Below are 13181 nucleotides of genomic sequence, written 5' to 3'. Positions count from 1 at the left end.
AGTTACTTCCTCTTGGAGCGCTTGGCACCGATCAGCCGGGATCGCAGCCGCGAACCCAGCGATTTCTTGGGCGGGTGGAGCGGGCCGGTGCTGATCACCATGCGCCCCTTGGTGTTGAGCCGCGCCGTGGCACGGTACGGGTCCGTCTCACCGTGCCATTTGCGGGCCAGCGGCATGGGCTGCCCGTCGCCGCGCACCGGGATCTCGTACGTCCCTCCGGCCACGTCGACGAAGACGCGCACCCCGCGCCTGCTGGTGCGGGCCTCCAGCGGGATGCGGGCGCGCAGCAGGGTGGCATTGCCGTCGTCCGCGATCTCCCGAGTGAACTCTCCCTGCGCCGGGGGCAGTTCGTGCCCGTCCGGAAGGCGTCGGGCGCGCGCCTTGTCGGCGCTCTTGGGCATGGCCCCCTCGACGAGGCGGACGACCGCGGAGCCGGTGTCCCCGAGGACGCCGATCCGTATCGTCAGCGCCAGTGCCAGGTCCTCACCGGTCTGCACCCATTCCGAATCGACCAGCGCGGTCTTGTTGGCGAGCCGGCCCGGGACGATCTCCCCGACCAGTTCGAAGCAGCGGTCGGGCAGTTCCAGGCCCGCGTCGCGGAAACCGGGGTAGCGGGCGAAGGCCCGGCCGTCCTCCAGGTGGAAGGGCGGCGCGCCGTGCTCGGCCTCCTCGGTGATCGCGCGACAGAGCTCATCGACGGCGCCGCGCTGCGCGAGCCGGAGCCGGGCACGCAGTTTGACGGGAAGCGAGTCGCTCAGCGGATCCGTCAGATACGTGTCGGCGAGGTGGGTGATGCCCGCGCAGATGTCCCGCTTCGTCTCGTCGTCGAGCCCGACGAAGTCGTCCTGGATGAGCTTGGAGAGCTCCCAGGTGAAGTGGCGCTTGAGGACGGCGTCCCGCTTCGGGCCGGCCTCGATCAGCTCCGCCGTCCGGTCCATGATCGCGGCGGTGCAGCGCAGCCGCGCCAGGTGGTTGGCCCGGTAGGTGATGTTGCTGGCGTCCCCACGCTTCACCGCGTAGTAGCAGGTGTAGTCGGCGACCACGGATATCTTGCGGGCGCGGACGCACGCCTCGATGGTGAAGGGCTGGTCGCTGCCGACCGGCATGTCCTCGGGGAAGCGCAGCTTGTGCTGCTCCACGAGGTCGCGGCGGAAGAGCTTGGTGTTGGCCAGCGCGAACGGCAGCTCGGGCCCGTAGAGGCTGATGTCGGGGTCGTTGGCCTTGTAGAGCGACTGGCGCACGTACCGGCCGTTGGTACCGACCATCTTGCCGATGACGACGTCGGAGCCGTTGGCGTCCGCGCAGGACACCATCCGCTCCAGCGCCTCCTCGCCGAGGTAGTCGTCGGAGCCGATGAAGTAGACGTACCGGCCGGTGGCGAGTTCCAGTGCCCGGTTGCTCGGCATCGCGGGGCCGCCGGAGTTCGCCTGGTGGACGACCTTGACCGTGTCGGGGAAGCGCTCGGCGAACCGGTCGAGCTCGGCGCCGCTGTCGTCCGTCGAACCGTCGTCGACCGCGACGACCTCCAGCCGGTCCAGTCCGATGGACTGTCCCACCAGCGAGTTCAGGCACTCGGTGAGGTACGGCATCGTGTTGTACACGGCCACGACGACCGTGACGTCGGGCACAGCGGGGGCGTCGGGTCTTCCGGTCACACGGTCACCTCGGTGGCTCTCTCGACGGATGCGCGTTCACTACCGGGCAGCAGCTTCGTGTACACCGCGTCGAGCGCCGCCGCCTGGGCTTCCCAGGTCCACTGGTCGAGCAGGCCGGGGCGGTCGTAGACCTCCCGGTACTTCTTCGGGTCCGCGAGGACCGCCTTCACCGCACGGACGTAGTCCGCCACGTCCTCGGCCTTGAAGACCTCTCCCTGGCCGGTCTGGGCGACCATGTCCCCCATCGTCTTCACGTCGCTGACCACGAACGGCAGCCGGGCGTGCGAGTACTCGAAGAACTTGGTGATGAGGGCGATCTCGTGGTTCGGCCAGTGGTGGATCGGGATGACGCCGAGGTCCGCCGCCGCCAGGAAGGGCACCACCTGGTAGTGCGGCACGTACGGGAGGATGTGCACCCGGTCGGCGACCCCGAGTTCCTCCGCGCGCTGTGCCAGCCCCGTCATGTACGGCGAGTTCGGCCGCAGCACGATGAACGCCACGTGCATGTCCGGCAGCTGCGGCAGCGCCTCGATCATGATGTCCAGGCCGCGCTGCGGGGCCGCCGCGCCGCTGTAGACGGCGAGCGGGACGTCCGGGCCGATGTCGCACAGCTCGCGCAGGTCGGGCACCGGTTCCGCGGCCTGCTCGGGCGAGATCTCCGCGTCGGGGGCGTTCAGCACGACCACGGGCGTCTCGGCCAGTCCGTGCCGCTCGACCAGCATGTCCGCGAGGGTCGCCGAGACGGTGGTCACCGCGTCGGCGTACTTGGAATAGGCCAGCTCGTGCAGGCACTGCGCGATGTGCCAGCGGGGGTGCGGGTCCCACGGCTTGATGCCGGGCAGGAACTCGTGAGCGTCCCAGACCAGCTTGACGTCCCGCTTCCCGGCGCGCGCCCGCAGCACGGCCCGGGCACCGATGCCCAGCATGCGGAAGTCGTTGGCGTGGATCAGGTCGGGCTTCAGCTCGTCGATCACCTTGCCGTAGGCGAGGTCGAGGTCGAGGAGGTAGGGGTCGAGCTTCCGCCAGGCCCGCTTGCCCATCGCGCGCTGCCAGAACGCGGTGGTGAAACGATCCAGCGGGGAGTCCATCCGCTTGCGCCGCTGCTCCAGGGCGTGGGTGCGCCGCAGACGCACACCGACCCAGCGGGAGGCCACCTTCGCGCCGACCCGCTCCGGAAGGAGCAGGGCCTTCGACAGCGCCGACCCGTTCTCGCCCGCCTCGATGAGACGGATGTTGAGGTCGGCCCGCCACGCCTTCATCTTCTGCTTGCGGTAGGCGGCGAGCGGGCCCGGCCGGTAGGCCAGCGGGGCGCGCAGCGGGGCGCGCCGGTACTCGTGCCGACGGCGCTGCATCGGCCCGGGCACCTTCAGCAGCCGGACCTGCGCGTCGCCGAGCATCCAGTGCTGCTCGCCCTTGCCCGGGGACTTGCCGAGCAGGATGACGTCCCAGCCCGCCTCGGCCGCGGAGCGCGCTTCCTTCTGGACCCGGGAGTCCCCGTTCACCCCGTTGTCGACGAGCATGACGATCCGGCCGCGGCTGCCGGGGCGCGGCGTGGTGATGTTCTCAGGATCCATGGATGGTCAGTTCTCCCGCAGAGGTCATGACGGTGCGTCCGCTCTTCGCCGATTCCAGTACCGCCGCGGCCACCTCGACCGTGCGGAGCCCCTCTCGCAGGGTGCAGATGTCCTTCGAGGTGCCGCGCACGGCGTCCCTGAAGAGCTCGTGCTCGACCAGCAGCGGCTCGCGCTTGGGGATGGCGTAACGGATCATGTCTCCCTCGGAGACGCCGCGGAAGGCCTGGAGGGCCTCCCACTCGGTGGTCACCGCGGCGTTCGAGTGGAAGGTGAGGTCGGCGGTGAGGGTGTCGGCGATGAACGTGCCGCGCTCGCCGGTGACGGAGGTGAACCGCTCCTTGAACGGGCTCAGCCAGTTGACCAGGTGGTTGACCATGGTCCCGTCGGAGAGCCGGCCCACGGCGGAGACCATGTCCTCGTGCGGACGGCCGGACTTCGACACGGTGTGGGCGGCGATCGAGGTGTAGGTCTGTCCCGTCACCCAGCCCGTCAGGTCGATGTCGTGGGTGGCGAGGTCCTTGACCACGCCGACATCGGCGATCCGGTGCGGGAAGGGGCCCTGCCGACGGGTGACGACCTGGAACACCTCGCCCAGCTCGCCCGCCTCCAGCCGGGCACGCATCGACCGCAGCGCCGGGTTGCAGCGCTCGATGTGGCCGACGCCGGCCACCAGGCCGCGCGACTCGAAGGCCTCGACCAGGCGCCGGGCGCCTTCCACCGTGTCCGCGACCGGCTTCTCGATCAGCGCGCAGACACCGGCCTCGGCCAGGCGGAGGCCGACTTCCTCGTGCAGGGCGGTGGGGCAGGCCACGACCGCGTAGTCGATGCCGAGGGAGATGAGCTCGTCGACCGTGGACAGCACGGGGGCGCCCTGGGCCCAGCCGTTCTTGTCCCCCATCGGGTCGACGACGCCGACCAGCTGCACGTCCTCCAGACCGGCCAGCACACGGGCGTGGTGGCGGCCCATCGAGCCCAGGCCGACCAGGCCCGCTCTCAGTCCTGCGGTCACTGCATTTCTCCCAGCGAGTTCACGGCGGTGACGATGCGCTCCAGGTCCTGCGTCGTCAGCGAGGGGTGCACGGGCAACGAGACGACCTCGGCGGCGGCCCGCTCGGTCTGCGGCAGGTCCCAGTTCCGGCCCGCCTTCTGGTCGGGCTCCCAGTACGGCTTCAGCCGGTGGATCGGAGTCGGGTAGTACACGGCGTTGCCGATGCCCGCCTCGCTCAGCCTGGCCATGGCGGCGTCCCGGTCACCCTGCACCCGGATGGTGTACTGGTGGTAAACGTGGCGTGCGCCTTCGGCAACAGGCGGAACCGTGACGTTGGGCGCGCTGATGTGCTGGTCGAGGTACGCGGCGTTGGCGCGCCGCTGCTCGGTCCAGCCGTGCACCTTCCCGAGCTGTACGCGCCCGACGGCGGCGGACACATCGGTCATGCGCATGTTGGCGCCGACGATCTCGTTGGCGTACCGCTGTTCCATGCCCTGATTGCGCAGCAGCCTGAGGGTGCGTGCGACCTCGGCGTCGGCGGTGGTGACCATGCCTCCTTCGAGGGAGTGCATGTTCTTGGTGGGGTAGAAGCTGAAGGTGCCGCCGGAGCCGAAGGCGCCGACCGGCGTCCCGCCCACCGCCGCGGTGTGCGCCTGGCAGGCGTCCTCGACGACCGCGAGCCCGTGCTTCCGCGCGATCGGCATCAGCGCGTCCATCGCGGCCGGGTGGCCGTACAGGTGGACGGGCATGATCGCGGCCGTCCGGGGCGTGATGGCGGCCTCGACGGCGGCCGGGTCCAGACCGAAGCTGCCCGGCTCGATGTCCGCGAAGACCACGTCGGCGCCCGCCAGGCGGACCGCGTTCGCGGAGGCCGCGAAGGAGAACGACGGGACGATCACCTCGTCGCCGGGGCCGACCCCGAGGGCGAGCAGCAGGAGGTGGAGGGCGGAGGTGCCGGAGTTGACCGCCACGCAGTGGCGCCCGTCCACCAGCTCCGAGAAGCCCTCCTCGAAGGCCGCGACCTCCGGACCCTGTACGACGCGGCCGCTGCGCAGCACGCGCACCACGGCCTCGATCTCTTCCTCGCCGATCACTGGCCGGGCAGCAGGGATCATTCCCCTGTTGTCGCTCGACATGGACACCCTCCTTGAACACCGCAAGAGCTTTGAGAGGCGATGGCTCCAAGGGCCTGCGAATGTCGGATGAGGCTCCGCCGCCCCGGCGCATGGCCGATTCTGTACCAAAACATTGTGCACAAAACGCCCTTTTACCCCGGGAGTAGCACACCCAGGGCAAAGAGGCTTTTTGATCCTGCCTGAAGTGGGCCGACGCGCCCGATCAGCCTTCTCGGAATCAGCTTGTCAGACGGCAGCCGCGTCACATTATCAGGGTTTTCACGGGGGGTTTCGTGGGGGTTAAGGCCAGGGTGATGCGTTCCCCCGTGCCACCGCACGCGAAGGGGGTGCGGGCCCCGAGGGACCCGCACCCCTTCGTCGTGTTCCGGCCGCCGGTCAGCTCTCGGCGTCGGCCGGGACGGCGGCCTTCGCCGCCTTCTTGGCCGTCGTCTTCTTCGCGGCGGTCTTCTTGGCAGCGGTCTTCTTCGCGGCCGTCTTCTTCGTCGCCGCCTTCTTGGCCGTGGCCTTCTTGGCGGTCTTCCGGGCCGTCTTCTTGGCCGGGGCCGCCTCTTCGACGGTCTCGGCCGACTCGGTGCCGGCCTCCGGCTCCGCGTCCGGCTTCGGCTCGGTCTTCGGGGCGGTCACCACGACGACCTCCGCCCCGTCCGCACCGGCGGGCGAGCCCGCGGGGGCGGTGACCTTGCGGGTCACCCGGCGACGGGCCCTCGGCGGGGCGGCCTCGGGGGCCACCTCCTCGGGCGCGGCCTCGGCCTTCGGGGCCTCGACGACGGGCGCCTCCTCGGCCTGCGGAGCCGGCTCGGCGGCCTGCTCCGGTACGGCCTGCTCGGCGGTCTCCTCGACGACGACCGGCTCGGCAGCGGCCTTCGGGGCGCCCGCCGGGGCGGTCGCCTTCCGGGTCGCCCTGCGCCGCGTACGGCCCTGCGGGGCCTCCACGGGGGTCTCCTCGGCCACCGGCGACGCGTCGACCGGCTCGGCCGCCACGACCGGCTCCGGCTCCACGGCGACCGGTTCCGGCTTCGCCACCGGCTCCGGCTCGACGACCGGCTCGGCCGCGGCCTTCGGGGCGCCGGCCGGGGCCGACACCTTGCGGGTCGCACGGCGACGGCCACGGCCGCGCACGGCGGCCTCGGCCTCGGCCGGGCTGCTGTACAGCTCCTCGTCCGGGACGAACTCCGGCTCGGGCAGCGCCACCGGGGCGGCGACCTCGGCGGCCACCTCTGCCTCGGTCTCGACCTCGGTTCCGGCGGTGGGCTCGTGGCCCTGCTCGACGGCGTGCTCGTGCTCGTGGCCCGCGCCGCCGCGGCCGCGCTTCTTGGAGCGCTTGCCGCCGCCACCGACCGAGGAGGGCTGCTCCATGTGGACGATGACGCCGCGTCCGTTGCAGTGGACACAGGTCTCGGAGAAGGACTCCAGCAGGCCCTGGCCCACCCGCTTGCGGGTCATCTGGACCAGGCCCAGCGAGGTGACCTCGGCGACCTGGTGCTTGGTGCGGTCGCGTCCCAGGCACTCCAGCAGGCGCCGCAGCACCAGGTCCCGGTTGGACTCCAGCACCATGTCGATGAAGTCGACGACGACGATGCCGCCGAGGTCGCGCAGCCGCAGCTGGCGCACGATCTCCTCGGCCGCCTCCAGGTTGTTCTTGGTGACGGTCTCCTCGAGATTGCCGCCCTGACCGGTGAACTTGCCGGTGTTGACGTCGACGACGACCATCGCCTCGGTCTTGTCGATCACCAGCGAGCCGCCGCTCGGCAGGTAGACCTTCCGGTCCAGCGCCTTCATCAGCTGCTCGTCGATCCGGTACGTCGCGAAGATGTCGACCTCGGAGGTCCACCGCGACAGGCGGTCCGTGAGGTCCGGCGCCACCTGCGAGACGTAGCCGTGGATGGTCTCCCACGCGTCGTCGCCGCTGACGATGACCTTGGAGAAGTCCTCGTTGAAGATGTCGCGGACGACCCGGACGGTCATGTCCGGCTCGCCGTAGAGCAGGGTCGGCGCGTTGGAGCTGCCGGTGCTCTTCGCCTTCTTCTGGATGTCCTCCCACTGCTGCTGCAGCCGCTCGACGTCACGGCGCAGCTCATCCTCGCTCGCGCCCTCCGCGGCGGTACGGACGATGACGCCCGCGTCCTCGGGGACGATCTTCTTGAGGATGGTCTTCAGCCGGGCCCGCTCGGTGTCGGGCAGCTTGCGGCTGATGCCGGTCATCGAGCCCTCGGGCACGTAGACCAGATAGCGGCCGGGCAGCGAGACCTGGCTGGTCAGGCGGGCGCCCTTGTGGCCGATCGGGTCCTTGGTGACCTGGACCAGGACGGACTGGCCGGACTTGAGGGCGGTCTCGATGCGGCGCGGCCCGTGGGCCATGCCGAGCGCCTCGAAGTTCACCTCACCGGCGTAGAGCACGGCGTTGCGGCCCTTGCCGATGTCGACGAAGGCGGCCTCCATGGACGGCAGCACGTTCTGGACCTTGCCCAGGTAGACGTTGCCGACGTAGCTGGTGGCCTGCTCCTTGTTGACGTAGTGCTCGACGAGCACGTTGTCCTCGAGGACGCCGATCTGGGTGCGCTCGCCGTTCTGGCGGACGACCATGACCCGCTCCACGGCCTCGCGGCGGGCCAGGAACTCGGCCTCGGTGATGATCGGGACCCGGCGGCGGCCCTGCTCGCGGCCCTCGCGGCGGCGCTGCTTCTTCGCCTCCATACGGGTCGAGCCCTTGATGGACTGGACCTCGTCGAAGCCGGTGCCGGCCTCGCGCTCGGAGTCCTTCCTGCGGGGCTCACGGACCTTGACGACCGTACGCTCCGGGTCGTCCGCACCGCTCTCGGCGTCGGCCGCGACATCGCCGCTGCGACGCCGGCGACGGCGCCGGCGACGGCTGCTGCTGGAACCCCCGGCGGCCGCCTCGTGCTCCTCGTCCTCCTCCTCGGACTCCTGAGCCTGCTCCGGCTCGTCCTCGGAGTGGTCGGCGGTGGCCTCCTCGCCGTGCTGCTCCAGGGCCTCGTCGTTCTCGCTGGCCTCGCCGCGGCGGCGGCGACGGCCTCCGCGCCGGCGGCGGCGCGAGGGGCGCTCCCCGTACTCGTCCGTCTCGTCGCCCTCGTGCTCGGCGTCGGCCTCGGTCTCCGGCTCCTCCTCGGCCGGCTCCTCCACGGGAACCGCGACCTGCTCGGGCTCGGCGGTCTCAGCGGCCTCGACGGCCTCACCGCGACGGCGGCGGCGACGGCGCGAACCGCCCTGCGGCGCGGCCTCGGCGGCCGGGGCCTCGACGACGGCCGTCGATTCCTCGACGGTCTCGGCCTCCTCCTCGACCTCGTCGTGGCGCGACGCGGCAGCGGCGGCGGCAGCCGTCTCCGGGGTCTGGAACATCGGCTCGGCGAAGACCGGTGCCTGGAACACGGCCACGGCGGGGCGCGAAGCACGGCGGCTCCGGCGCGTCGGCTCCTCGTCCTTCCCGGTGAACTCCGGCTTCCCGGTGAACTCCGGGCGGCCCGCGGCGGCGGTGGCCCGGCGACGCTGACGGCCGCGCGGGGCGGCCTCCTCGGCCTCGGCCGCGGGCGTTTCCGCCACGACGGGCTCGGGCTCGGCGGCGGGCGTCTCCTCGACGACCTCCACCACCTCGGCGGCCTTCGGCGCACCCGCCGGAGCAGTCGCCTTACGGACCGCACGACGACGCGGACGCGCGGGCGCCGCCTCCTCCACGACCTCCACCTCGGCCTCGACCTCGGGCGCGGGCACCTCCCCCACGGCCTCCACGGCCGCGGGCGCCTCGGTGTGCTGCGGCGCACCGGCCGGGGCCGACGCCCTGCGCCGGGTACGGCCACGCGGCGCGGCGGGCTCCGGCTCCACGACGGGCTCGGGCTCGGCGGCGGGCGTCTCCTCGACGACCTCCACCACCTCGGCGGCCTTCGGCGCACCCGCCGGAGCAGTCGCCTTGCGCACCGCACGACGACGCGGACGCGCGGGCGCCGCCTCCTCCACGACCTCCACCTCGGCCTCGACCTCGGGCGCGGGCACCTCCTCCACAGCCTCCACGGCCTTCGGCGCACCCGCCGGAGCAGTCGCCTTACGGACCGCACGACGACGCGGACGCGCGGGCGCCGCCTCCTCCACGACCTCCACCTCGGCCTCGACCTCGGGCGCGGGCACCTCCTCCACAGCCTCCACGGCCTTCGGCGCACCCGCCGGAGCAGTCGCCTTGCGCACCGCACGACGACGCGGACGCGCGGGCGCCGCGGCTTCCGCCTGCGGGGCGCTTCCGGTGCCGGTCACGGCGTCGCCCTCGGCCACCTCGGCGTCAGTGGCAGGTATGGCCGGCGTCGCCGTGTCCGGCGCCTCCGCCATCGGCGGTCCGGCCGGGCGGGACGCGGCGCGGCGCCTGCGGCGCGGCGGCAGCTTGTCGCCGGGTGCGTTGTTCTCTTCGTCGTTCCCGGTCGTGCCGGGCTCATTGGACTGGGGCATGCGGGCGGTTCTCCCGTCAGGCTCCCGGGCGCCGCGTCTGTTTCCGGTCCGGCGCGGTCCGCGCGATGTACGCGGGCCCGCCGTCCGGGGCGCGGGCGCCGCACGGGAGCTCAATGTCTGGCTCGCCGGTTCCGTACGCGCTGGGCGTACGGCCTGGCGAAAGTCTTATTGGGTCATCGCGCGGCCCGAACCGGATGGCTCCCGAGTCGTGGGGCCGCGCTGCAACGACCGCCTTACGCGGAACCTGCACCTTCCGGCGCCGTCGCGACGGCGGTCCCGGCGGCCGTGGGTGGAGCGGCCGGAGCTGCCTCGCGGTCGGGCGCGAGCGGGTCGGTCACCGTGCCGGACTCCTCGTCGAAGAGCCCCTGCGCCAGCCTGGTCACCGCTGCGGGGACCGGCGGCGCCAGGTCGGCCACAACGCGGAGACCGGACAGGACGTCGTCAGGTCGCACGGCAGGTGTCACGTGCCGAACAACCAGCCGCAGTATCGCACAGGGCCCGTCCCCCGACCTATCGGGCCGGGAATCGAGGGCCTGCAGGTCGACCACGGCGGCACGGGCGTCGAAGGTGCGCATGCCGTTCTTCGCACGGCGCTGGACCTCGACGGTCTCGGCCCCGTTGAAGGCGGCCACGGCCCCGGCCGCGTCCGCCGGGTCCACGCCTTCCAGGCGCAGTTCCCAGATGGAGGCGGTCAGCCGGTCGGCGAGACCCGAGGTACGGGCCTCCACGGCATCGATGATGTCGAGACCGTCCGGCAGCGAGGCGTCGAGCTGCTCGCGCAGCACGGCCGGATCGCGGTGTTCGGTGAGTGCGATCTCCAGGAACTCGGCCTCGCTGCCCGTACCGGTGGGGGCGGCGTTGGCGTACGACACCTTCGGGTGCGGGGTGAAGCCGGCCGAGTAGGCCATGGGCACCTCGGAGCGGCGCAGTGCCCGCTCGAAGGCACGCTGGAAGTCACGGTGGCTGGTGAACCGGAGGCGGCCGCGCTTGGTGTAGCGCAGTCGGATGCGCTGCACCGCCGGTGCGGGCGGCGGGCCTTCGGGCTGTCGCTTGCCCAGTGGTTCTTCTCCTCGGTGCGGGGCGGACGCGGTGGCACGCCGCCCTCGAAATACGGGTGGCCCGGGGGCCCGGTCCGGCTCACCCCCGCTCGGCTCACTTCGCTCCGGGCGGGGAGATCTCTGGTTCGGGCGCCGCGCTGGGCACAGTCGTTGCACTACCCAGAGTACGCGCAAGGGGGCTTCCCGGTTCCCGGGGCTCGGCCATCGCCGCCGCGCCGGGGGGCGAGGAGCCGTCGGTACGGCCGTCCGGGGGACCCGGGAGCACACCCGCGCCCGCCGCTCCGACGACGGGCCCGGGAAACACCGAGAGGTGCCCGGACAGAATTCTGTCCGGGCACCTCTCGTCGATCACACCCGCCGGTGGCGGTTACTTCACGACCGTGAGCGGCAGCAGCTTCTTGCCGGTCGGGCCGATCTGGATGCTGGTGTCCATCTGCGGGCAGACGCCGCAGTCGAAGCACGGGGTCCAGCGGCAGTCCTCGACCTCGGTCTCGTCGAGCGCGTCCTGCCAGTCCTCCCAGAGCCAGTCCTTGTCGAGGCCGGAGTCCAGGTGGTCCCAGGGCAGGACCTCCTCGTAGGTCCGCTCGCGGGTGGTGTACCAGTCGACGTCCACGCCGTACTCGGGCAGCGTCCTGTCCGCGGCGGTCATCCAGCGGTCGTAGCTGAAGTGCTCGCGCCAGCCGTCGAAACGGCCGCCGGACTCGTACACCGCGCGGATGACGGAGCCGACCCGGCGGTCGCCGCGCGAGAGCAGGCCCTCGACGATGCCGGGCTTGCCGTCGTGGTAGCGGAAGCCGATGGAGCGGCCGTACTTCTTGTCGCCGCGGATCTTGTCGCGGAGCTTGGCCAGGCGCTCGTCGGTCTCCTCGGCGCTCAGCTGCGGGGCCCACTGGAACGGCGTGTGCGGCTTGGGCACGAAACCGCCGATGGAGACGGTGCAGCGGATGTCGTTCTGGCCGGAGACCTCGCGGCCCTTGGCGATCACGTTGACCGCCATGTCGCCGATCTGGAGGACGTCCTCGTCGGTCTCGGTGGGCAGGCCGCACATGAAGTACAGCTTCACCTGGCGCCAGCCGTTGCCGTACGCGGTGGCGACGGTACGGATGAGGTCCTCTTCCGAGACCATCTTGTTGATGACCTTGCGCATCCGCTCGGAGCCGCCCTCGGGGGCGAAGGTGAGACCGGAGCGGCGGCCGTTGCGGGTCAGCTCGTTGGCCAGGTCCACGTTGAACGCGTCGACGCGGGTGGAGGGCAGCGAGAGGCCGATCTTGTCCTCGGTGTACCGGTCGGCGAGGCCCTTGGCGATCTCGCCGATCTCGGTGTGGTCCGCGGAGGAGAGCGAGAGCAGGCCGACCTCCTCGAAGCCGGTCGCCTTGAGACCCTTGTCGACCATCTCGCCGATGCCGGTGATGCTTCGCTCCCGCACGGGGCGCGTGATCATGCCGGCCTGGCAGAAACGGCAGCCGCGGGTGCAGCCGCGGAAGATCTCGACGGACATCCGCTCGTGGACGGTCTCGGCCAGGGGCACGAGGGGCTGCTTCGGGTACGGCCACTCGTCGAGGTCCATGACGGTGTGCTTGGACACCCGCCACGGCACGCCCGACCTGTTCGGCACGACGCGGCCGATGCGGCCGTCGGGGAGGTACTCGACGTCGTAGAAGCCCGGCACGTAGACACTGCCGGTTTTCGCGAGGCGGAACAGCACCTCCTCGCGTCCGCCGGGGCGGCCCTCGGCCTTCCAGGCGCGGATGATCTCGGTGATCTCCAGGACGGCCTGCTCGCCGTCGCCGATGACCGCGCAGTCGATGAACTCGGCGATCGGCTCGGGGTTGAACGCGGCGTGGCCGCCGGCCAGCACGATCGGGTCGTCGAGGGTGCGGTCCGCGGCGTTCAGCGGGATGCCCGCGAGATCCAGGGCGGCGAGCATGTTGGTGTAGCCGAGCTCGGTGGAGAAGCTCAGCCCGAAGACGTCGAACGCCTTGACCGGGCGGTGGCTGTCCACGGTGAACTGCGGGACCCGGTGCTCGCGCATCAGCGCCTCCAGGTCCGGCCACACGCTGTAGGTGCGCTCGGCGAGGACGCCCCGGCGCTCGTTGAGCACCTCGTACAGGATCATGACGCCCTGGTTGGGGAGCCCGACCTCGTACGCGTCGGGGTACATCAACGCCCAGCGGACGTCGCATTCGTCCCACGGCTTGACGGTGGAGTTCAGCTCACCGCCGACGTACTGGATGGGCTTCTGCACATGCGGGAGCAGAGCTTCGAGCTGTGGGAAGACCGAATCGACTGACATCGCGAACTTTCGAGAGCCGGCAGGGGTG

At 71.6% G+C, this 13181-nt stretch carries 7 protein-coding genes; all 7 read right to left on the bottom strand.

The window, feature by feature from the left end; translation table 11 throughout:
- Positions 1-2: 2 nt before the first annotated feature.
- Positions 3-1655, bottom strand: coding sequence for a glycosyltransferase family 2 protein (locus tag ACFYW1_RS20850; protein ID WP_388994923.1), 1653 nt, complete (start codon positions 1653-1655; stop codon positions 3-5).
- Positions 1652-3229 (bottom strand): glycosyltransferase family 4 protein, encoded by a 1578-nt coding sequence (locus tag ACFYW1_RS20845; RefSeq protein WP_388994918.1) that lies wholly within the window; start codon positions 3227-3229, stop codon positions 1652-1654. The genes ACFYW1_RS20850 and ACFYW1_RS20845 overlap by 4 nt, the downstream gene beginning before the upstream one ends.
- Positions 3219-4238: a Gfo/Idh/MocA family protein gene (locus tag ACFYW1_RS20840; protein WP_388994915.1), complete on the bottom strand. Its 1020-nt coding sequence runs from the start codon at positions 4236-4238 to the stop codon at positions 3219-3221. The genes ACFYW1_RS20845 and ACFYW1_RS20840 overlap by 11 nt, the downstream gene beginning before the upstream one ends.
- The gene (locus ACFYW1_RS20835; RefSeq protein ID WP_388994912.1) at positions 4235-5353 is read right to left on the bottom strand and encodes a DegT/DnrJ/EryC1/StrS family aminotransferase; all 1119 of its coding nucleotides are present in this window, start codon (positions 5351-5353) and stop codon (positions 4235-4237) included. The genes ACFYW1_RS20840 and ACFYW1_RS20835 overlap by 4 nt, the downstream gene beginning before the upstream one ends.
- Before the next feature lie 375 nt (positions 5354-5728).
- On the bottom strand, positions 5729-9802 hold the full coding sequence (locus ACFYW1_RS20830; RefSeq protein ID WP_388994909.1) for an Rne/Rng family ribonuclease: 4074 nt from the start codon (positions 9800-9802) through the stop codon (positions 5729-5731).
- A gap of 233 nt (positions 9803-10035) precedes the next feature.
- Entirely contained in the window at positions 10036-10818 is a 783-nt protein-coding gene (locus ACFYW1_RS20825) for a TIGR03936 family radical SAM-associated protein (RefSeq protein WP_388994906.1), read from the bottom strand.
- A 409-nt stretch (positions 10819-11227) separates the two neighbouring features.
- Positions 11228-13153, bottom strand: a complete 1926-nt coding sequence (locus tag ACFYW1_RS20820) for a TIGR03960 family B12-binding radical SAM protein (RefSeq protein ID WP_388994903.1) — start codon at positions 13151-13153, stop codon at positions 11228-11230.
- Positions 13154-13181 lie beyond the last annotated feature (28 nt).

Origin of the sequence: Streptomyces sp. NPDC002669 (assembly GCF_042889165.1) — a bacterium.
Classification (GTDB): Bacteria; Actinomycetota; Actinomycetes; order Streptomycetales; family Streptomycetaceae; genus Streptomyces.
The sequence above is the reverse complement of the archived record's forward strand: the minus strand, read 5'-3'. Positions and strand labels throughout refer to the sequence as shown.